The 20,872-nt window shown below is 60.2% G+C and carries 14 protein-coding genes and 1 tRNA gene; 12 read left to right on the forward strand and 3 right to left on the reverse strand.

The genetic code is table 11. The features are described from left to right. Positions 1 to 212 precede the first annotated feature (212 nt). The 5 genes from LQE90_RS03850 to LQE90_RS03870 all read left to right on the forward strand — a co-directional run bounded on the left by LQE90_RS03850 (position 213) and on the right by LQE90_RS03870 (position 4,897). On the forward strand, positions 213 to 743 hold the full coding sequence (locus LQE90_RS03850) for a YtxH domain-containing protein (protein ID WP_181792532.1): 531 nt from the start codon (positions 213 to 215) through the stop codon (positions 741 to 743). A 159-nt stretch (positions 744 to 902) separates the two neighbouring features. Next, positions 903 to 1,862, forward strand: a complete 960-nt coding sequence (locus LQE90_RS03855) for a PRC-barrel domain-containing protein (protein ID WP_114566453.1) — start codon at positions 903 to 905, stop codon at positions 1,860 to 1,862. Beyond that, positions 1,863 to 2,684 (forward strand): TVP38/TMEM64 family protein, encoded by an 822-nt coding sequence (locus LQE90_RS03860; RefSeq protein ID WP_114566429.1) that lies wholly within the window; start codon positions 1,863 to 1,865, stop codon positions 2,682 to 2,684. It begins immediately after the preceding gene. A 180-nt stretch (positions 2,685 to 2,864) separates the two neighbouring features. Continuing rightward, a complete protein-coding gene (locus LQE90_RS03865) occupies positions 2,865 to 3,773 on the forward strand; it encodes a TM2 domain-containing protein (RefSeq protein ID WP_114566430.1) in 909 nt (302 codons plus the stop codon). 185 nt (positions 3,774 to 3,958) lie between these two features. Further along, a complete protein-coding gene (locus LQE90_RS03870; RefSeq protein WP_114566431.1) occupies positions 3,959 to 4,897 on the forward strand; it encodes a beta/alpha barrel domain-containing protein in 939 nt (312 codons plus the stop codon). 697 nt (positions 4,898 to 5,594) lie between these two features. Here LQE90_RS03870 and LQE90_RS03875 read toward each other — a convergent pair. Then, on the reverse strand, positions 5,595 to 7,070 hold the full coding sequence (locus LQE90_RS03875) for a response regulator transcription factor (protein WP_216529827.1): 1,476 nt from the start codon (positions 7,068 to 7,070) through the stop codon (positions 5,595 to 5,597). Positions 7,071 to 7,371: 301 nt separating this feature from the next. On the opposite strand from LQE90_RS03875, the gene LQE90_RS03880 reads away from it, so the two are divergent. From LQE90_RS03880 to LQE90_RS03895, 4 genes are all read left to right on the forward strand, one after another. After that, positions 7,372 to 8,868 (forward strand): FAD-dependent oxidoreductase, encoded by a 1,497-nt coding sequence (locus LQE90_RS03880; protein WP_216529826.1) that lies wholly within the window; start codon positions 7,372 to 7,374, stop codon positions 8,866 to 8,868. 399 nt (positions 8,869 to 9,267) lie between these two features. Next, the gene (locus LQE90_RS03885; RefSeq protein WP_216529825.1) at positions 9,268 to 10,596 is read left to right on the forward strand and encodes a serpin family protein; all 1,329 of its coding nucleotides are present in this window, start codon (positions 9,268 to 9,270) and stop codon (positions 10,594 to 10,596) included. Positions 10,597 to 10,739: 143 nt separating this feature from the next. Then, entirely contained in the window at positions 10,740 to 12,293 is a 1,554-nt protein-coding gene (locus tag LQE90_RS03890; RefSeq protein ID WP_216529824.1) for a catalase, read from the forward strand. 335 nt (positions 12,294 to 12,628) lie between these two features. After that, entirely contained in the window at positions 12,629 to 16,093 is a 3,465-nt protein-coding gene (locus LQE90_RS03895; protein ID WP_216529823.1) for a S8 family serine peptidase, read from the forward strand. A 92-nt stretch (positions 16,094 to 16,185) separates the two neighbouring features. Here LQE90_RS03895 and LQE90_RS03900 read toward each other — a convergent pair. Then, positions 16,186 to 16,269: transfer RNA gene (locus LQE90_RS03900), tRNA-Leu, on the reverse strand. 291 nt (positions 16,270 to 16,560) lie between these two features. On the opposite strand from LQE90_RS03900, the gene LQE90_RS03905 reads away from it, so the two are divergent. From LQE90_RS03905 to LQE90_RS03915, 3 genes are all read left to right on the forward strand, one after another. Next, entirely contained in the window at positions 16,561 to 17,973 is a 1,413-nt protein-coding gene (locus tag LQE90_RS03905; RefSeq protein ID WP_216529822.1) for a Sapep family Mn(2+)-dependent dipeptidase, read from the forward strand. A 73-nt stretch (positions 17,974 to 18,046) separates the two neighbouring features. Beyond that, positions 18,047 to 18,928, forward strand: a complete 882-nt coding sequence (locus tag LQE90_RS03910) for a tyrosine-protein phosphatase (RefSeq protein ID WP_114566436.1) — start codon at positions 18,047 to 18,049, stop codon at positions 18,926 to 18,928. Between the two features lie 192 nt (positions 18,929 to 19,120). Continuing rightward, complete coding sequence (locus tag LQE90_RS03915) at positions 19,121 to 19,834, forward strand: LytR/AlgR family response regulator transcription factor (protein ID WP_114566437.1); 714 nt, start codon at positions 19,121 to 19,123, stop codon at positions 19,832 to 19,834. A gap of 154 nt (positions 19,835 to 19,988) precedes the next feature. Here LQE90_RS03915 and ngr read toward each other — a convergent pair whose 3' ends face one another. Further along, complete coding sequence (ngr, locus tag LQE90_RS03920; protein ID WP_216529821.1) at positions 19,989 to 20,762, reverse strand: nigerythrin; 774 nt, start codon at positions 20,760 to 20,762, stop codon at positions 19,989 to 19,991. Positions 20,763 to 20,872: the final 110 nt, after the last annotated feature.

Here is a 20,872-nt window from a genome sequence, read left to right on the forward strand (position 1 = left end):
GCAAGACGACGGAGCGTTTTTCTACAGTTCAGCCAAAAGGGGAGTCCGGGTGGCTTCCCTTTTTCGTTTCGCCAGCCTGCTCTTTTGCTGCATCCGCCTTCGCCACTCAACAAACCGGCAACCGAATAATAGAGCGCTGATGTTTTCCTATCCGGGCGGGTAAGGGTGCGCCTATAATAGTTGCACAGACAAACGTCCAAAAGGAGGCCGTTATGGGCAACAAATTCGGAGTTTTTCTCGCTGGCGGACTCGCTGGCGCTGTGATCGCGCTGCTGTACGCTCCCCGTTCGGGCCAGGAGACGCGTGCTCTTGTGACCGATAAGGTGAACGCCGCATGGGGCGAGGCTCAGGAGTTCGGCACCCAGGCTGCCGGCAACGTTCAGCATGTGTACCAGGATGTTGCCAGCAAGGGCCAGCAGTTCGCTCAGGACGCGCAGGCGAAAAGCCAGGAGCTGTACGGCCAGGCCAGCGCTCGCGTGCAGGAGGCTGCCGACAACATCAAGCCCGCGTTCTCTCAGAAAAACGACGAGCTTCGCGACAAGATCGAAGCTGCTCGTCAGCGCATTGCATCCCAGGTAGCAAAGAACGCGGAAGAGGCTCAGGCAACTGCCGCCGAGACTATTCCGGTTGCAGCGGATACCGCCCATGACGTGGTCGACGCTGCGCAGGACGCCGCAGAAGAGGCCGTTGATGCCGCTGCTGACAAGGCGCAGGATGCTGCCGACAAGGTCGCAGGCGAATAAAGCGACGCGAGATATAGGCGAGGTGAAGCGGTTGCGCGGATCAAGCGGTCGGAAACGGTCGCGCCGCGCACCGCTTTTTACATATAGATGGTAGCGAAGGCGCCGGGACTGCGGAGGAGAAGCCGCACCGTGCGCCCGATCGTTGCGGAGAAGAAGGTTATGGCAAGCAAACTTATCACGACCGACGAACTCACGGGGGTTCGCGTCATTGGCGGGAAGAACGGCACGAAGCGCATTGGCAAAGTGCGTCGTTTCGTGTTTCACCCGAAGGAAAAGCGCTGCGTCGGCTTCATCGTGAAGCGCCCCGACCTTCTATGGATGTTCCGACGGAAGGACAAGTTCGTGTCCATAGAGGGATACGACCTGGTGGATGGGCGTATTTCCATTCGCAACGTCCCTGAGGCGACGGATCGCGCTGCTTGCAAGGCGCTTGGCGTCGACTGGGACGAATGTGTGCTCTGGATCGGCCTGCCCGTGATGACTGAAAGCGGCGACGCGTTCGGAACGGTGGGCAACGTCACGTTCAACCGCATTACGGGAGAGGTTGTTTCGTTCGATACCGATTCCGGCGCTACTGCAAACGCGCTCTTGGGCAAGCGCACTGTTTCGGCGGACCTTATCAAAGGCTTTCGCCGCGGCATGGGAGCGGCCCTTGCGCAGGTTGGGCAGGAAGGCGTGGCTTCCGACGACGTCGTGCTGGGGGCCATCATGGTTTCCGACGAGGTGAAAGATCTTGCAGCTGAGGGCGGAGTTGCCGAAAAGGCGGGCCAGGCTACGGCTGTTGCGATGGACAAGGTTCATACGACCGTCGACAAGGTGAAGCCGGTTGCTTCCGAGGCGGCTAAGAAAACGGGCGAAGCCGTGAACAAGGGCGCCTACGCCACCGGGAAGCAAATTGCGAAATCCAAGACGATGTTCTCCGATTTCAAGGATGAGTACGACAAGGCGCGCGGCCCGAAGCCGAGCAAGCAAGAGAACGCTATCGAAAAGACGGCAAGCCCCTCTCCGTCAGTTGCCGAAAAGCAGCCGGCCAAGCAGCCTACGAAGAAGCCCGCGCCCAAGAAGAACATGTTCGCGGAGTTCAAGGATGAATTCGACAAAGCACGTCACGAGGATTAAATGGGCAATCATACAGAAGATCACGACTCTCGGTTTGATACGGGAAAGCTGAAGCAGAAAGCGGCTGAGCGCAAGCAGGAGCTGCATGAGAAGGCCGAGCAGGAAGTTACTGTGCGCGGCCATAAAATGGAGAAGGGCGACATCTTCAAGTTCGTTGGCCTGATCGGGTTCTTCGCGATCATGGTTTTGATCTGCGTGCTTCTGTGGCCGTACGTTCACGACGTGTTCGAACCCGGCGGCATCGATCGCATCATAAACGACGTGCGCGGCGCGGGTCCGGTTGGATTCCTTATTCTGCTAGGGCTTCAGTTTCTTCAAATCGTGGTGGCGTTCATCCCCGGCGAGGTTGTTCAGATTGCGGCTGGCATGCTGTACGGCCCTTGGATCGGCGGGCTGATCATCCTGACGGGTTGCGTCATATCGAGCGCTTTCATTTTCTCGCTCGTACACAAGCTGGGCGCGCCGTTCGTGCAAAGCATGGTGCCCACGCAGTATTTGGATAAGTTCCGCAGGTTCGAGTTGACCGGCAAATTGAACATCGTCGTGTTCATCTTGTTCCTGATTCCCGGCCTGCCCAAAGACGTGTTCACGTACTTGGTGCCGCTGACGGATATGCGCATGCGCACGTTTCTCATTCTTTCGAATATAGGGCGCATTCCCGGAATCATCGTGTCTACGTATGCGGCTGACGGCCTGGTGGACGGGCGCTTCATGGAGAGCGCCATCATATTCGTGGTGGCCGGTGCCATCGCCGTGCTGGGCATTGTTTTGCGCGACCCCATCATGCGCTTTTTGGAGAAGCGCTCGAAGGGCAATCGCTAGCGGTTCTCTTGCGCTGCGCGGCGGGCGTTTTCGAGTCTGCGGGCACGGGCTGCTTCGCATACCTTAAGAAACTATGAGGACGTTAACGATATTATGACGGAACCCTCTGCGACGTTACGTCGCGCTCTACTATGACGTTGAAGAACAACGATGTTGAAACGCAGGACGAAAGAGGTCGCTATGACCAAGAAAAAACCTTTGAACAGCGCCGAGGACGCGGTTGCTGCTGCGGAAGCCGAGTTGAAGGCGGCCCAGGAAAAACTTGAGGCGGCAAAAGCGCGGCTGGCTGCCGAAGCGAACGACGAGAAGAAGGCGGATGGGCTCGATGCCGCCGAGGCGTCTGTTGAAGAGCCTGTTGAGCAGGAAGCCGAAGTTGACAAGGTCGTGGACGTGGTTGCAGTGGAGGCTTCGGCCTGCGTCCCAGATGATGCCTCGACCGCTTCGGCCGACGACGAATCCGCGGTCTTAGTTGAGGAAGTCGAGACGATCCAGGAAGCCGAGCCGGTCGAGCCGATGGGGACGGCCGAGCAGGAGAGCGCCCCGTCTGCTCCGGAGCCTCCCGCGTCCCCGGCGTCCGAGAATCCCCAGTGGGTTCCGTATTCGAGTGCGCAGGTCCCCCCGTACGGGGTCCCCGCACAGCAGCCTTCTTACGGCGCACCGCAAACCGCACCGCAGGTGCCTGCGAGCGGTTCTTATGGCGGGTCCTCATCTCAGCAGCCTGGTTACGCTGCGCCCCAGACGCCGCATGCCGGTCCTGGCGCCGTGCCGCCGCAGCAGCCCTATTACGGGTATCAGCAGCCGTACTACCAGCAGCCGTACGCGCAGCCTGTTGTGGCTACGAAGGATCATGTGGCTGCCGGTTTGCTGGCCATCTTCTTGGGATGGTTGGGCATTCACAAGTTCTACTTGGGGTACAACACTTCCGGTTTCGTCATGCTGGGAGTTTCTATCTTGGGCGGAATCCTTACGCTGTCGCTTGCGTGCTGGGTGATCTGGGTCATCGCTATCATCGAGGGCATCATTTACTTGACGAAGTCGCAATCTCAGTTCGAGCAGATCTACGTCCTCAATAAGAAGGAATGGTTTTAGCGCATCGGCGGTCCGCTGTTTGCCCGCGGTTGCATTGCTTCGCCGCTCGTCCAAATGTTCAGGGGTTTTTCCATGAATAGGGGCGGGCGGCTTTTCTTTTTCGCTAGAATGGCGGTATCGATAAGGCCTAAGCGCAGGAATTCGCGCACCGCCTTCCCGAATAAGGATCCTATAAGGAGGAAATCATGCCCAAAATCACTCGTGACCAGGTGAGAGTTCCGGCTGACGTCATGCCGGAATCCCGTGACGAGTACATTGAGAACTACATGAAGGCTACCCGTGGCACGGGTCGTCTCATGCTGTTCGCGTGCGATCAGAAGGTCGAGCATCTGAATGCCGACTTCTACGGCGAGGGCATCGACATCGCCGACGCTCAGCCGGAGCACCTCTTCGAGATCGGTCGTCAGGGCGTGTGCGGCGTGCTGGCTGGCCAGCGCGGCCTGATCGCGCAGTATGCTGCCGATTATCCGGAGATCAACTACCTGGTGAAGATGAACTCCAAGACCAACCTCGTTGGCGTGAAGCAGGACGATCCCTATTCGCCGCAGCTGCATGATCTGGATGCTGTGCTGGCTATGCGCGAAGCTGGCGTGAACATCGTGGGTCTGGGTTACACGCTGTACCTGGGCAGCGAGTACGAGTCCACCATGATGGCCGAGGCTGGCGAGCTGATCGCCCAGGCTCACGCAAACGGCATGCTGGTAGTGCTGTGGATCTATCCGCGCGGCAAGGCCGTCGCGGCAGAGAAGGACCCGGATCTGATCGCCGGCGCCGCTGGCGTGGCGCTGTGCCTGGGTGCCGATTTCGTCAAGGTGAACCCGCCGAAGCCCGAAGACGGCCGCACTCCGGCCGAGGCTCTGAAGGTTGCCGCCATGGCTGCCGGCCGCACGGGCCTTGTGTGCGCGGGCGGTTCGACGGTTGACGCCGAGACGTTCCTGACCCAGCTGCACGACCAGATTCACATCGGCGGTGCCTGCGGCAACGCGACCGGCCGCAACATCCACCAGCGCTCGCTGGCGGAGGCCGTGCGTTTGACGAAGGCCATCAGCGCCATCACGCTGGCCGACTACTCCGTGGAGGACGCGCTCGACGTCTTCAACGGCGACGAGGATTTCTCGCTGTAAGTTTCGCCGCATAGAACATGCCGACGGGCCCCTTTCGAGGGGCCCGTTTTGCGTGCGCCGGGCATGGCGCTCTTGGCGTGCGGGGCGCGCAGGTTGCGGGGTGCGTGGGGGGGGTGCGAGTTGCGTGCAGGTCGCGGGATGCGCGGGGTGCGCGGCGCGCGCGGGGTTCGCGCAGGTTGCGGATCGCGTGCGTGGCGTGCGGCGGCGTCGCCCTCCCGCGTGGATCGCGCACCTCGTGGTGAGCCCCCCAAAAAAAATCTGGGCGCGAATCGGGACCTGTGACAATTTTAGACGTGGAAAAGCCGCGTTTTAACAGCGGACATACGCTTTTTGGCAGAGATTGGGGGGTTTGCGGCTCCTGAACGCGAGAAATTCCATCTATAGCGAACAAGTAATCGCATAATGCCTGGTCGCAGATTTTATCTTCCCTTTTTGTGCGCGCCGTCGCGCACGAAAAGCCACAAACCTCGGAATCTCTGCCATTTTCGAGCCTTCCGCGGGCAGGTTGCGGCAGCGCCTTGTCGGCAAAAGGCATGGCCGCGTTTTGGGATGCAGCCGATTGGCGGCTTCTTGCGCTCGTGAAATTGTCACAGGGGGTCCCGATTCGCGCTTCCGCAGCGCGGCCGCTGCGAGGCGGCCCGCAACTACCACCCCGCTCTATATCCGCCGTCCCGCCCGCGTCCGCGCGGGGATGGACTCACTCCGCTTGATCGGTGAACAGGTCGATGATCTCCTGCTTCGAGTGCACTTCCAGTTTTGCATAGATGTTCTTGATATGTCCGCGAACGGTGTTGGGGGACAAGTACAGAGCCTCGCCGATGTACGTGCTGCTTCTTCCGCGAGCAAGTAGCAGCAGTATTTCCGACTCTCTATCCGTTAGCTTGCATCGAACGGAAATCTCTTGTCCCGTCGCGCAAAACGAGCCGTTCTCGGTAGAAGAAGGTGCGCTTCCTTCCGCATCGTTGCTGCTGGTCGTTGTGGCGGAGCGTTTTCTGATGCGCAGCATGAACAACAGCGCAAGGGAAAGGAGGTATACGGCGATGCAAAACACGAGCATGGTCTTGAACGGCGGGTTTATGTCCAGTCCCGCTATGGCCGAGCCGCCCACGATCCCCAGCATCGATGCCAGTCGAATAAGCACGACCGACGTTCCCATAAACACGTACGGGTTCAACCGGCTTTCGTGAGACTCGCGGACGATCAGGAACATGACGCTCGTCGATATCAGGCTATGGCCGGCTACGAACGCGGCGCTTACGAAGTAGCCGTATTGGAAGTTCGCGAACGGCCACACAATCAGCACTCCGGTCAGAAGAGGGAAGAGCGCGCGGTACGCGCGCGACGCGCTGAACGTCTTGGGGAATCCGTACGCCATGACAAAGAAAGCGACCGATGCGGCGATGACTCCCAAGGAGGAGGCAAGGGACGATCCTTCGAAGTTGTAATGTTGCACAACCATGAACCCGTTGATGATTCCGACGGTGCATCCCAGCACCAAGAGCGACAGCAATCCCTCCCCGATCGAGAGAAATCCCTTCAGGTACGAGCGCGTCGCGTTGGTTCCAAGCTGCGACGCCGATCCGCGGGAAGGCTCGTTTTGCGGCACCGCGTTCGCTTCGCATTTCGCCTTTCGGCAAAGGGCCACGTTTGCTAGCAGCAAAACCAGAACGGCGATCAGGATGACAGGGGAGGGGGCGTGCCGGAGAGCGTAGGAAACCAAAGATGCAAGCAGCATGGCGAAAGCAAGCGCCTTCATGCTGTCGGCGGGTTTCATGGTGGTGAACAGTTCTACCCAGGCCAGGGTCAGCATGGCGGTGGAGATCCCTTGGGCCAGCGCAAGAACCAGAAGAGAGACCGCTGGATCCATCGTGGAAAAACCACCGGCAAACGAAAAGCAAGCTGCGGCTGCGAGAATCGCCGAGGGAACAACGATCGGCACGGACATTGCGGGCAGCCGCCCGCGCAGCGCAGCTATGACGATGAGGGTATCGGCCAGCAGCACGAACAGGGCCGACGCAACGCTGAAATCAAAGCCGGCAATAAGCACAGTGGTTGTGTCGGACGTTAGCACGGCCGTTGAATACAGGACCGATTGGGCCGCTTTGAATGCCGAGAATCCAAGGGCGCACCACATGACAAGAAGGTGGCGCTGTTTAGAACGCACGTCGTCCATCAACCGCTCCCCTCCCTGGTCGTGTTGTTGGATCGCGATTCATTGTGCGACAGGATCGAGCTCGTGCCAACCCTGTTTTGGCCGAAAAGGTTGGGCGAGGGCGTATTCAACCCAAAATGAGGGAGGGGCTGAGCGGCGGATTCGACCCAGAATGGGAGATGTGCGGGCTTCGAGGGCACTTTAACCTGAGTTTGTCGAAGGGCTGTGCGAGCTTGTTTTCGACAGACGAATTGGTGTGGTCAGGACGGCGGTTTGCAGACGAAGTGCTTCTCGCTCGGTCTTGATCGGAATGGAGGGCATCATGCAGCAGGGGATTTCACGACGCAGTTTCATTGGAAGCGCCGCCGTTGGAAGCGCGGTTTTGGCTTTGGGGGCATTGGCCGGCTGCGCTCCGCAGGCGGATCAAGGAGGCTCCAGCACGTCGGCTGCCTGGGATCAGGAGGTTGATCTTTTGGTGTGCGGTGCCGGCGGGTGTGGGTTGGCGTGTGCGGTAGAGGCGAAGGACAACGGAGCAGAAAACGTTCTTGTTATTGAAAAGGGCGATATGATCGGCGGCACTACGGCCATGTCTCAAGGCATGATCGCTGGCTACGATACCAAGTTTCAGAAAGAACAAGGCATCGAGTTGACGTTTGACCAGATGTACGCGAACCTGATGAACAATGCGTCGTATCGCCTGGATCCCGCGTTGACCAAAATCACCGTCGAGAATTGCGGTAAGACTATCGACTGGTTGGCAGATCGTGTGGGCGTCTCTTTCCTTGACAGGATAGACATTTACTACGGGCCGTTGCAGATGATGCATAACGTGGACGGCGCGGGCGGCGGTTTCGCGATTGCCTTCTCGGCTTGTCTTGACGATTTGGGCGTGCAGGTTGAGAAGGGCACGAAGCTGGTGGAAGTGCTTCTGGATGCCGAAGGGCGCGTTGAAGGCGCGGTTGTGGAGTCCAAGGGCAAGCAGCGGCGCATCAAGGCAAAGGCGGTTATGCTGGCAACGGGCGGGTTTGCCCACAATGCCGAGCTGGCTGCTCGGTTCGATCCCGAAAAAGCCGGTACTTTCGGCATAGGGCATCCTAACTGCGAAGGCGATGGCTTGGTGGCGGCATCAAATTCCGGGGCGCTTCTGTCGCACATAAACCACATGATGTGCATCCTCAAGGATTACACCATCATGAGCGAACACGAGGGAACCTCGGCCAGTGCGAACTTGAATGGGTTCACGAATCTCCCGAACATGATTTTAGTTGGCTCCGACGGCAATCGATTTGTTGACGAGACCAGCAAGGGGTACATGAGCCAAGATCTCAACAGCCCTATTTTCGACAAGATGCATCGTGACGGTGCGGGGTATGTGTGGGAGATATCCGACGAGGCCACGGTTGCAGCTGCTGGTGGCAAGGTGGTTCGCGGCGAAGGTCTTGAGTACGTGAAGGGCTCCGATGCCGCAGAGCTTGCGAAGAGCATGGGCGTCGATCCGATCGCCCTTGCCGCTACGATCGATGCATACAATGCCGCGGTTGACGCTGGCGTAGACAAGGAGTTTGGCGGCTTCCCCACGACTAAGCTGGTTGCGCCGTATGTGGCTGTTCCCGTGGTTCCGTGCGAAATCATTACGTATGGCGGCGTTGCTCGAAGCGAAAAAGCCGAGGTCCTGCGTGCTGACGGACAGATTATTCCCGGATTGTTCGTAGGTGGCGAGGCAAGCTGCAATTCCGCCTACATGGGATTCACGCTTTCCAATTGCTTTACCTGGGGGCGCATCGGCGGGCAGAGTGCCGCTTCGTATATTCAGAGCTAATTACCCTCCTCCCTCCCTTCAGCGAAAAGGTCTGCTTTTCCAGATCTTCTTCGCTGGGCAGCCGCGCACGCAGGTCGTGCGCGGCTGCTTTTTTGCGAACAGGTGCGCGTCCGCTGCCCACCCTCGTCCCCGTCCCAAGAAGCTTGGCGACGCTGCGAAACTGCTGGGTGCGCGTCCGCTGCCCGCCCTCGTCCCCGTCCCCGCCCGCTTGCGTCCATCGTGGCGGTCGAAACCCCAGATGCATTTCTTTGGCCGAACGCCGACATAGTTCGATGCACGATCGTGTTATGGTTCAAGGCGACGATACGCCGCCCCCTCAAGGGCGCACGGTGCAGGGTGGAATCCATGCGCCCAGGTCATCGACATGTCGCGCGTGAAATTCGCATACGAGGAGGTTGCATGATGGATGACAGGCTGTTTCGCAAGGGCGCATGCGCGCTTGCGTTGGTTTTGACAACAGGCGCGGTCTTGGCGGCATGCTCGAACTCGAACGGCGGCGTTGTGTCTTCGTACGACGGCGTGGCAACGGTGCTGCAAGCCGCTCTTCCGCAAAAACCCGCTGCCGACGACTATGAAGCTCAGAGTAAAGTTCTCGAAGACAACAAACTTGACCAGGCGTTCCTCGATAACTTGAGCACGTTCTCCTACCGGAGCGCACCTGCCGTGTTTGCGGAGGCGTCCGAAGCAAACGAGAACTACTCGCCCGCAAGCCTTTACTACGCTCTGGCGATGACGCAAATGGGAGCCGCAGGCAGCACGCAGGACGAGATCGCGGCCTTGCTCGGTGCGGACAACGTCGACGTTACCGCGCAGCAGTGCGGTAATTTGCTGCGTCTGCTTGCCGCCGATCAATACTCGAACGTCAAGCTGGCCAACTCCGTATGGATGAGCCCCGACGCCGAATTCAACCAAGGGTTCGTCGACGTCATGCGCGATCAATTCTACGCATCGTTGTTCCAGACGGATTTCGGCACCCCCGAAGCGGACAAGGCGATGGGGCAATGGGTTGCCGATAACACCGAGGGAACGCTGGCTCCGCAGTTCAAAAGCGAGAGTCAGCAGCTGATTTCCCTGATCAACACTGTGTATTTCAAAAGCGAGTGGTCAAGGGCATTCGATGCCGAATCCGTTTCCCCCGAAACGTTCAACGCCGAAACCGGAAAAGTGACGGCGGATTTCATGGTTCAACGGCTTGACGGACCTCAGGAGATTCGCGCGACCGATACGTACACGCGCGCAAGCTTGGGCTTTGCGGACGGAAGCCAGATGACGTTCGTGCTCCCGGCGCAGGGCGTGCATGCTCGGGATTTGCTGGCCGATGCCGCCGCGCTCGAAGAGGCGTTCACGGCTGATTCGACTGGAGAAGCGTTCGTAACGTACCATGTTCCGAAGTTTAGTTTCGACAGCTCGTACGACTTGGTTTCATCGCTGAAAAAGCTTGGCGTGAACAGGGCTTTCAGCGATCAGGCGGATTTCTCGAACCTTACCGACATCCCGGCGTACGTATCAAGCGTGGCGCAGGAGGGCCACATCGGGCTTGACGAAAACGGCGTCGAAGCCAGCGCGTACACCAAGGTCGACATCATGGCCATGTCAGCCCTTCCGGATCCTGCGGTTGTGGGCGAACTGGATTTCAACCTGGATCGCCCGTTTTTGTACGAGATCAAATCCAAGCAAGGGGCGGTGCTGTTTCTGGGCATGTGCGGGGACCCTTCTGCAGGGAAGTAGCTCGCCAGTACGCAGGTGTACATAATTCGATACTGTGTTGTAAATAAGAATTTGTCTCATTAAGGGGCAACAATCCTTCCTACCCTGGTAAGATCGTCGCAACAAGACAGGCGATTCTCAACCAGAAAAGAAGGAGCCCTCCCATGACCGACCAGTTCGATACCACCAGGCTTACCAACGAAGTCGGAAACCCCGTCGCCGACAACAACCACACGCTTACCGCAGGAGAGCGCGGCCCCATGATGCTCCAGGACAACTGGATGATCGAGAAGTTGGCGCACTTCGATCGCGAGGTTATCCCCGAGAGGCGCATGCACGCGAAGGGGTCGGGCGCGTACGGCACGTTCAAGGTGACCGGCGACATCACGCGCTACACGAAGGCGAAGGTGTTCCAGCCCGGAGCCGAAACCGAGGTGTTCGTGCGCTTCTCGACAGTGGCGGGCGAGCGCGGCGCGGCCGATGCCGAACGCGATATTCGCGGCTTCGCCATGAAGTTCTACACGCCCGACGGCAACTGGGATCTCGTAGGCAACAACACCCCGGTGTTCTTCCTGCGCGATCCTAAGAAGTTCATCGACCTCAACCACGTGGTGAAGCGCGACCCGCACACCAACATGCACTCCGCCCAAAGCAACTGGGATTTCTGGTCCAGCTTGCCCGAAGCGCTGCACCAGGTGACCATCGTCATGTCGGATCGCGGCATCCCGGCCAGCTACCGCCACATGCACGGTTTCGGCAGTCATACGTTCAGCCTGATCAATGAGGAAAATCAGCGTGTGTGGGTGAAGTTCCACCTCAAGACCAACCAAGGCATCAAGAACCTCACCAACGAAGAAGCCGGCCAAATTATCGCAGGCGACCGCGAAAGCCACCAGCGCGACCTGTTCGGCGCTATCGAGCGCGGCGAGTTCCCCAGCTGGCGCTTCTGCGTTCAGATCATGGACGAAGCTACGGCGAAGAACTACAAGGAGAACCCGTTCGACATCACGAAGACGTGGAGCCAGAAGGAATTCCCGCTTATCGAAGTGGGCACGCTCGAGCTGAATCGCAACCCGCAGAACTACTTCGCCGAGGTGGAGCAAGCCGCGTTCGCGCCGACGCACTTGGTGCCGGGCATTGGACTGTCGCCCGACAAGCTGCTGCAGGGCCGCCTGTTCGCATACGGCGACGCGCAGCGCTACCGCCTGGGCGTCAACCACAACCACATTCCGGTGAACAAGCCGCGCTGCCCCTATGCCGAGTTCCACCGCGATGGAGCCATGCGCACGGACGGCAACTTCGGCAGCACGATTGGCTACGAGCCTAACAGTTACGGCCAATGGCAGCAGCAGGCGGACGCGGCCGAGCCGCCGATGGACCTGTTCGGGCCGATGGATGCATGGGATCCGGCGGACGACCCGACCGACGACACCTTCTATCAGCCGGGAGACTTGTATCGCCTGATGGAAGAGCCGCAGCGCGCCGTGCTGATCGCGAACACGGCGGCCGACATGAACGGCGTGACCGAGAACATTCGCTTGCGCCATGCGGCCCACTGCTACAAGGCCGATCCCGAGTACGGCGACCGTCTGGCCGACGCGCTGGGCGTGGACGTAGCTCGCGTGCACGAGTTGGCTGCGATGACGCACGAGGAACGCATGGCCGCTACCGGCCAGCAGGTTCCGGCTCGCAAGAAGGGCGGGGAAGCGCGCGCCTAGCTCCCAGTTCCTTCACCTTGCGCGCCCGAATGTTTCACGTGAAACATTCGTTCGCTATCAAGAGGGTTGATTCATACATTGCTTTCCCATATACGGCCGCTTCTGCTTGCTCCTTTGCAGAAGCGGCTCGTTTCGCGTGGCGTCGATAGGCAAGCCCGCAGGATCCCGATGCCGCTGCCGAGCTGCTTAGGCGATGACGCGCCTGCTTCGTCTGCTTCAAATATGCGCCGATCGGGGTATATTCGCACATTGCCTGCGCGCTTGCCTTACGCGTGCGGGGTCTTCTTGCTACTATGGCACCATCCGACTTCGCCTTTCACAGAGGGATGGACCACATGAGACGACTTTTTTCGCTCGTTTTGGCCGCAGTGCTTGCATGTTCGGCGGTCCCCGCGTTTGCCGATCCCCCTTCAGCGCCGAGCGATAACCCGATGGTCGGCATCGGCAGCGAAGCGCGTTCGATCGACGACCTGCTGCAGGCGGGCGATTATGCGCCTGGGCGCGTGCTCGCTCGTGTAACAAGCGAGTTCGCTCCCGTTGCTCCGCGCTCGAACTACTCGAACGATGCTGCTTCTTGGTCGGCGGAGTCGCTGTTCACGTACGAATCAGGCGCCTCCGAGCCCGCAGCGCGCATGCTGTCGGAAAGCGAAACGCCTGCCGATCAGGTGATTCTTATCCAGTCCGATACCATGACGACCGAGGATCTCCTGCGTCAGCTGGCGGGGACTCCGGGAGTGGTGGCCGCCGAGCCCGATTACGTGCGCACGATCAGCGACCCCGAAAGCGCGCCTTCCGTTCGACCGGAGCCTTCCGCCGGCGCAGCGCGCGCCGCCGACTCTGCCGAGGCCGCGACCAACGATCCGCTGCTTGACCAGCAGTGGCAGCTGTCTTCCACCTCCGAGGCGCCGGGCGGTTCGAATGCGCGGGCGCTGTGGCAGAAGCTGGGCATTCCCGAAAAGTCGTCCGAGTTGAAGAGCGTTGTGGTTGCCGTGGTCGATACGGGCGTGGACTACACGAACCCCGATCTTCAGGACGTCATGTGGAGCAACCCCGGAGACATCGGCTTGCCCGGCGAGAAGGGAAGCGCCGGCTACAACTTCGGCGACAACGTCGACGATCCCATGGATGTCGACGGGCATGGCACGCATGTGGCGGGCATCGTTGCGGCTGCGAACAATAACGCCGAAGGCGGTTCCGGAGTGGCGCCCAATGTCCGAATCATGGCGCTTCGCATCGCTAATGCAGCGGGGCAACTTCCCTCTTCGGCCCAGATAGGCGCCTATGACTACTTGAAGCGGGCGGCGCGCGGCGGCGTGCCGGTCGTGGCTGCGAACGATTCCTGGGGAGGTATGGGCGTCAGCGGTATTCTTGACAGCGTGATGGATGATGCGTATCGCAGCGCTAATGTCTTGTCGGTGTGCGCATCGGGGAACGAATCTCTCGATAACGACCGATCGCCCGGCAATCCTTCCGGTGGTTCTTCGGAGGGCGTCATTGCTGTGAACGCCGTTGACCGCCAAGGTGCGCTCGCAGCCTTTTCGTCGTACGGTGCGGCGACGACCGATCTTGCAGCACCTGGCGACGCTATCTTGTCAACCGTGCCGGTAGGCCAAGGAATGGCCGATCTCGAGGATAAAGACCTCATTGTCTTGCAAGACGATTTCGAGAAGCTTGACGGCCTCTTCACGTTCGACGTAGCCGGAAGCGCACCGACGTCGGTCGTGCGCACTGATGAGGTATGGGCCGGGTCCGCCGCATCGGGGCACAGCCTGCAATGGAGCGTGCCTGCCGCGAAGGCAGGCCAAGAGGCAAGTGTCGTGCTGACCCCCGCCGATGGGGCATGGGCGGATCAAACGGCGGGCGCGTCGTTCGAGGACGCGCACTATCTGGCGTTTGACGCGAAGGTGACTGATTCGATCGCGTCCGGCTCCGCGCGCATTCTGCACGTGTACCTGTCGTCGACTGATCCGGACAACCCTTGGATCGAACTGTCTCCGGGCGAAGAACTGATCGCTTCCTATAACTCATGGTCGACCTTCGTAGCTCGCATACCTGACGAGGCGCGCGAATCGATTGATTGGAAGAATCTGTCCGTCAAGATCACGCGCAACCTGGTGCCGTTCGACGAGGGGTCCGACCTCCTGTTCAACATCGATAGCGTCTCGCTGATAACTTCGATCATTCCGTACAACAATTTGAGCGGAACTTCGATGGCCGCTCCGGTGGTGAGCGGCGCCCTCGCTTTGCTAGCGGGGAAGTTTCCCGATGAGGATGCATCGACGCTGCGCGCTCGCGTGCTGGGCGGCGTCGAGCGCACCACGGAGCTTGCCGGTACTTGCACCTCGGACGGCAAGCTTGACCTTGTGCGCGCGGCAACCGATCCGTACCCCGTTGTGGATGCGCTCGAGCCCGCCGCGCGTGAAGCCGCAGCTGCTCACGCTACGGCGACCATCCGAGGGAGTTGGTTCGGTGATGCTGAAGGGCGCGTTCTCCTTGATGGCGAAGAGCTTGCCGTGACGGCGTGGGGCGATCAGGGCATTACCGTCGCGCTGCCCGAACAGCTTGAGGCGAAGATGCGCTACGTGCAGGTGGTGCGTGCCGACGGCGCATCGGGAAGGCATCTTCTTCTTGTGGGGCAAGAGCAGCCTCCGGCCTACTATGAAGATCTGCCTGCTCCTAATTTTCAAGATTTAGGGATAGTGGATGCTGAGCAATCGACTTCGTGGCAGGTGGCATCTGCGAACGCGACCGTATATGCAGCGAGCGAAAAAGCAGTCACGATGCAGGGGGGCCAGTCGGTTTTCGTTTTGCTGGCGTACGACCCGCTTGCCAAGACGTGGTCGGTCGAGCGTGCGCTCGACGGCGTGTTCGATCATCCGTTTCTCATGGCGGCGCATGGCGACGTGCTTTACCTGTTCGATCCGATTAAGTATCTTCTGTACCAATACGATACGGCTGCCTGCACGCTGAGCGATCCGCTTGACTGCTCGTCGCTGAAAGCCTGCGCAGATCAGGGAACTGAGCTTGTGTTCGGCGGTGTGGCATGCGACGGGGCGTCGCTGTGGCTGAGCGGCGGGTGCTTGCCTGATGGCAGCGCCGTGACGCTTGCCGCGCGCATCGACGTGCGAACGGGCCAGGCAACGGCTCTGCCTCCCCTGGGCAGCGGGCGCGTGACGCCCGCCGTGCACGTGCTCGATGGAACGTTGACGGTGGCGGCAGGCAATGCATCGGTCCAGCCTAGTAGCCTGGTTGGCTCGGTCGAGCAGCTTCGCGAAGGCGTTTGGACGGCAACGGGCGTTCCGGATGCCGTCGAGAGCCTTCAAAGCGGGGCCGTTGCCTCGGCGGTGCTTCCGAGCGGCATGAGCATCGATGGCGTCGCGACCGAGGGCGAGCGGCTTGTTCTTGCGGGGCTCGTCAGCGCAGATGACGCAGGTGCCGACACGTACGTGTTCGATCCGGCAACGGGCGCATGGCAGGCGGTACGCGAGCGCTTTTCGGCAGGGAAGATGGTCTACGGCGGCGCCACGGTGCTGAATGACGCGCTTTACGTGCTGGGCGAAGACGTGCTTTCCGGCTCAACCGTGTTTAAGCGCCTGGCGCTCGAGGCGGCTCCCGAGCCCACGCCGCCCACGCCTCCGGTGTCTCCGACGACGCCCGTGTCGCCTGAGAATGGGGCCGGGGCGGATCCGAAGGCGCTCGTGCGCACCGGCGACGTTGTGCCGCTTGCGTCGACCGCGATCTTGGGCGTGATTGCGATCGCCTGCGGCACGCTTGCGTTCGCGCATCGCAGGCGCCGGTAGTCTCGTTCGCGGATCCGTGCGATCGCGCAAAGCCGTGAAAAGCGAGTACCCCGCAAAGCCGAAGGGCCTTGCGGGGTACTTGATGAGCGAGATGGTGCCCGAGGCGAGAGTCGAACTCGCACGTCGTTAGACAACGGTTTTTGAGACCGCCGCGTCTGCCATTCCGCCACTCGGGCGCAGCATGAAAGTATACCCGAAGCTTGGCGACCCGTCGAGAAAAAACTCGGCATGTTCGCACCGCTATTCGCTCCGCACACCGTCGCACCTCTGTCGCGCTCCCGTTCGCTCCCTTTTCGCCGCGCGCGGGCAGAGCGCCCGCTGCCCGAACGACAATCGGTTAACAGGTGCACGTCTATCTGGCGCAGGATCTTGCCAAGGCTCATAATGGAAGCAATTGCCATTGGCGGCACGATGCAAGCGAGCCTCGCCGCCAATTTCAGCGCACTCGACAGAGAGGCGGAATCTTTATGGATCAAACGGAACTCGCTCAAAAAATCGATGCATACCTCGAGGACAATTGGGAGGCGATGGTCGGCGACATCGAAACGCTCGTTCGCATTCCCAGCTTCGAGGAACTAGACAAGAAAGCCGAAGGCGCTCCCTTCGGCCCTGGCCCGAAGCAGGCGCTCACCGCAGCGCTCGAACTTGCTTCCGACATGGGTTTTGAGACCCATGATGCAGAAGGCTACATCGGGTTCGCGGACTTTCCCGGCGCAAGCGAAACGCAGATCGGCATCATCGGCCACATGGACGTCGTGCCCGCGGGCCCGGGGTGGACGTTCGAGCCGTATGCCGTCACGCGCAAAGAGGGCTACCTGGTAGGGCGCGGCACGTTGGATGACAAGGGTCCCAGCGTGGTGGCGCTGCATGCCGTGAAGTTCTGGAAAGATCAGGGTGTGGAATTCCCCTACACCGTCCGTTTTCTTTTCGGCGCGAACGAGGAATCGGGCATGGCGGATGTGGCGTACTACCACAAGCATTACGATGATCCGGCGTTTTTGTTCACTCCCGACGCCGAGTTCCCTGTGTGCTACGGCGAAAAGGGCGGTTTCGACGGCGTGATATCCAGCAAGCCCCTTCAGGAATGCGCGCGCGTGATCGTTTCGTTCGAGGGCGGCGCAGCCACCAACGCCGTGCCGGGCATAGCCCATGCCGTGGTGAAGGCGAGCGCAAGCGAGCTGCCGAGCACCGACCGTATTGCCATAAGCGAAGCCGGCGAAGGCCTGGCCCGCTTGGAGGCGTCCGGCAAAGGCGCCCATGCGTCGATGCCTGACGAAGGGGTCAATGCTATCGGCCTTATTGTGGACTACTTGCTGGATCAGGGCTTGTGCAGCGCCGACGAGCGCGCCTTCCTCGAGCTTGACCAGAAGCTTCTGAACCATACTGACGGCAGCGGTGTGGGCATTGCCACGTCGGACGAGTACTTCGGTCCGCTGACCGTTGTGGGGGGCACCATCAAGCTGGAAGACGATCGGTTCGTGCAGACGCTCGACAGCCGTTTCCCCACGTCGATTACGGCTGATGAGATAACCGACCGGCTGCGCAAGCTGACCGACGAAATTGGCGGCACGTTCGAAAGGACGCTGCTTATGGAGCCGTTCCTGGTGGAGCCGGATTCTCCGGTCATCCAGGCGCTGCTCAATGCGTACAACGAGGCAACCGGCGAGGATGCCAAGCCGTTCACCATGGGCGGCGGGACGTACGCCCGCGAGTTCAAGAGCGGCGCTAGCTTCGGGCCCGAGAAGCCTTGGGTCGAAAATCCCGAATGGGTGGGCATGATGCACGGCCCCGACGAGGCCGTCAGCGAGGAACTGCTCAAGCAGTCTTTCAAGATCTACGTGCTTACGCTTGATAAGCTGATGAAGCTCGACCTGCAATAACGGTAATGGATGCGACGCCCCGGCGGCTTTCGGCAATCGCCGGGGCGTCGTGCGCAAAAAGGAGAGGAAGCAGATGGTCGATTCCGTTCCGGACGATTTTTATCCCGCCCTTGGCATAGCGGACGCCGAGGGCTTCGAGCGGGCAGATGACGGGCGCATCGAGTTCGAGGGTCTTCCGAACACGCGTGACTTGGGAGGCCTCCCTTCGGTTGACGGGAGGTTCGTCAAGCGTGCGCGCCTGCTGCGCTCGGGCGCTCTTGCGCGCGCCACCGAGCGCGATTTGAAGGTTCTTGCGGATGAGTTCGATCTTCGTACGGTGGTGGACCTGCGAACCGAGGAGGAGCGCCGCGAGCATCCCGATCCCGAAGACGCCCTGCTGGACGTGCGGTTTCGCGATGCTCCGGTGCTGTCTGCATCCACGTTCGGGGTAACGCACGAAGGCGGGATCCTTTCGGCCCTCAAGGCGCTGCGGGCGGTTCAGAAGAACCCGGCCGGCATGATGATGGACGTGTATGCTCGCATGGTGCTCGACGAGCAAAGCCAACGCGGGTTCTCCCAGTTCTTCCAAGACGTTTTAGCTGCTGAGCAGGGGGCGGTGCTGTGGCACTGCACTATCGGCAAGGATCGCGCCGGTTTGGCCACCATGCTGATGCTCCATGTTCTAGGCGTGCCGCGCAACGTTATCGTGAAGGACTACGAAGCCACGAACCGTTACGTGGAGGCGCGCTCGCAAGACATTATGGACGCGCTGGCCGCGTACGGTTTGGCGGACAAGCTGGATGCAAGCCTTAAAGTGCTCAACTCGGCCGACCCTCGGTTCTTGCAAGCGGCGTTCGATGCGGTGGACCGGGAGTACGGAAGCTTGGATGAGTACGTGCGCGTTGCGCTTGGCGTGGCGGACGACCAGCGCGATGCCTTGCGGCACCGGTATTTGGCGGACGGCCCGCAGGGTTAAGGCGTTCTCGCGAATCCGCAAGCGACCGCGCTTGTTGCGCGGTGCGTGCGCTCGCCTCAAGGCCTTTCGCCGCCGATTGCGGCCCTTGTTGAATTGGTCTAGCCCTATATTTCTGCTTTTGCGCGGTTTGGGCTTGCCATGACTTATAATGAAAGAATCTTTAAGCGTTTGTTCGGAATCTAGGAGGTATTAGTGTTGAAAGCCATGATTGTCGACGACGAGGCCCCCGCACGTTCTGAACTCAAGTTCCTGCTGGACGAGCTTGGGCAGACCGAGGTCGTGGCCGAAGCTGCTAGCGTGCGCGAGGCTATCGAAAAGCTCAAGGAGTATCCCGTTGACGTGATGTTCCTTGATGTCAACATGCCCGAGGCTACGGGATTGCAGCTGGCGGAGGCCTTGCAGCATCTCAAGTTCCCCCCTGCGGTCGTGTTCGTGACCGCGTACAGCGAATACGCCCTGGACGCGTTCAAGGTCAGTGCGATCGACTACCTGGTGAAGCCGGTTGAGACCGAGCGCTTGTCGCAGGCTATCTCGCGTGTTCGCGAGCATGTGTCCCTGCATTTGCAGGCCCAGAAATCGGAGCGTATTCCGGTGGAGAAGGGCGGCAAGAAGATCCTTATCGGCATCGACAAGATCCGCTTCGTTATGGCTCGCGACGACTATGCGTATCTGCAAACCGACACGGATCGCTATTTCTCGACCGTCAGCTTGGCTCAACTGGAGAAGCGCCTGGACGGGCACGGGTTCTTCCGCGTGCATCGCGGCTATCTGGTGAACCTGTCCATGGTTGAGGAAATCGAGTCCGTGTCTGGCGGAACGCTGCTGCTTACGCTGAACGCTGTGGAGGAGAAGATTCCCGTATCCCGTCGCCGCGTTTCGGCGCTCAAGAAGGCGCTCGGCCTGTAGCGCCGTCCTCGCGCCCGTCTTGGCGCAGGGCTTTTACCTGCATTTAGCAAGCGGGACCCGACACTATCGGGTCCCGCTTTTTCGGTAGCGCGTCCGGCGGGGGCGCGTTTTCATTTGGTAGCGGGCAAGCGTTTCGGGCATGCCCGACGGCGGCTTAGTACGCCGTGAACGAGCTCTTCGGCGCCAGGCAGATGGGGCAGGCGGTGAAGTTCTCGCCTTTGTGGATGTAGCCGCAGATGGGACACAGGTAATAGCTTCCATCGAACGGCGTGTCGATGGTGGTGTAGGCGTCCATGTACAGCTTCGCGTGGTAGGCTTCCGCCAGCTTGGCGCGCGTGAACACCTGTACGGCCTTGTTGTTGCCCTCTTCCTGGGCTTTCTTGATGAACGAGGGATACATGTCCGAAGTCTCGTAGATTTCGCCGTTCGCTCCGGAGATCAGGTTGATGTCGCTCTTGTGGCCCTCGACGGTGGGCGGCTGGGGCTTTTCCGTGCTGGGATCCAGCTCCTTTGCCAGGTTGTATTCCAGCTCGATATGGATTTTCTCGGCATCGGCCGTGCATTGAAACAGGCGCGCGAGCGTGTCGAACCCTTCATCTTTGGCAACCTTGGCGTACGCCTCGTACTTCGTGGTGGCACCCGTTTCGCCCTCGATGGCGGAGAGCAGGTTCTCATAGGTGGTCCCCACCGTGGTCTTGCTGTCGGGCACGATGTTGAAGTTGCTGGCAGTGCTCGCCTCGGGGATCGAGGTGGGGTCCAGCACCTCGGCCGTGTACTGCGCGGCTGCGGAATCGGTCGAGGCGGCGGGCTGATCCGTGCTGGCGGGCTGGCTTTCGTTGGCGCATGCCGCAAGCAGCCCCAACGTCGAAACCGATGCTGCTCCCACAGCGGCGCCCTTCAAAAGATCTCGTCTGGTGATCTCGGACATGGTGCTTCCTCCCTCTTGTTTTGAACGGGCGCAACGCCCGTTTCTTAAACGATACTTTATATTAATTAAAAATAAAAATCAATAAAATTGATACAAAAGAACTAGACGAT

It is taken from the genome of Paraeggerthella hominis (assembly GCF_021044775.1).
Taxonomy (GTDB): Bacteria; Actinomycetota; Coriobacteriia; order Coriobacteriales; family Eggerthellaceae; genus Paraeggerthella; species Paraeggerthella hominis.

Bases quoted from the DNA above. Each gene is read 5' to 3' on its own strand.
- LQE90_RS03850 (WP_181792532.1), top strand. From the start codon at position 213: ATGGGCAACAAATTCGGAGTTTTTCTCGCTGGCGGACTCGCTGGCGCT.
- LQE90_RS03855 (WP_114566453.1), top strand. From the start codon at position 903: ATGGCAAGCAAACTTATCACGACCGACGAACTCACGGGGGTTCGCGTC.
- LQE90_RS03860 (WP_114566429.1), top strand. From the start codon at position 1,863: ATGGGCAATCATACAGAAGATCACGACTCTCGGTTTGATACGGGAAAG.
- LQE90_RS03865 (WP_114566430.1), top strand. From the start codon at position 2,865: ATGACCAAGAAAAAACCTTTGAACAGCGCCGAGGACGCGGTTGCTGCT.
- LQE90_RS03870 (WP_114566431.1), top strand. From the start codon at position 3,959: ATGCCCAAAATCACTCGTGACCAGGTGAGAGTTCCGGCTGACGTCATG.
- LQE90_RS03875 (WP_216529827.1), bottom strand. From the start codon at position 7,070: ATGGACGACGTGCGTTCTAAACAGCGCCACCTTCTTGTCATGTGGTGC.
- LQE90_RS03880 (WP_216529826.1), top strand. From the start codon at position 7,372: ATGCAGCAGGGGATTTCACGACGCAGTTTCATTGGAAGCGCCGCCGTT.
- LQE90_RS03885 (WP_216529825.1), top strand. From the start codon at position 9,268: ATGATGGATGACAGGCTGTTTCGCAAGGGCGCATGCGCGCTTGCGTTG.
- LQE90_RS03890 (WP_216529824.1), top strand. From the start codon at position 10,740: ATGACCGACCAGTTCGATACCACCAGGCTTACCAACGAAGTCGGAAAC.
- LQE90_RS03895 (WP_216529823.1), top strand. From the start codon at position 12,629: ATGAGACGACTTTTTTCGCTCGTTTTGGCCGCAGTGCTTGCATGTTCG.
- LQE90_RS03905 (WP_216529822.1), top strand. From the start codon at position 16,561: ATGGATCAAACGGAACTCGCTCAAAAAATCGATGCATACCTCGAGGAC.
- LQE90_RS03910 (WP_114566436.1), top strand. From the start codon at position 18,047: ATGGTCGATTCCGTTCCGGACGATTTTTATCCCGCCCTTGGCATAGCG.
- ngr (WP_216529821.1), bottom strand. From the start codon at position 20,762: ATGTCCGAGATCACCAGACGAGATCTTTTGAAGGGCGCCGCTGTGGGA.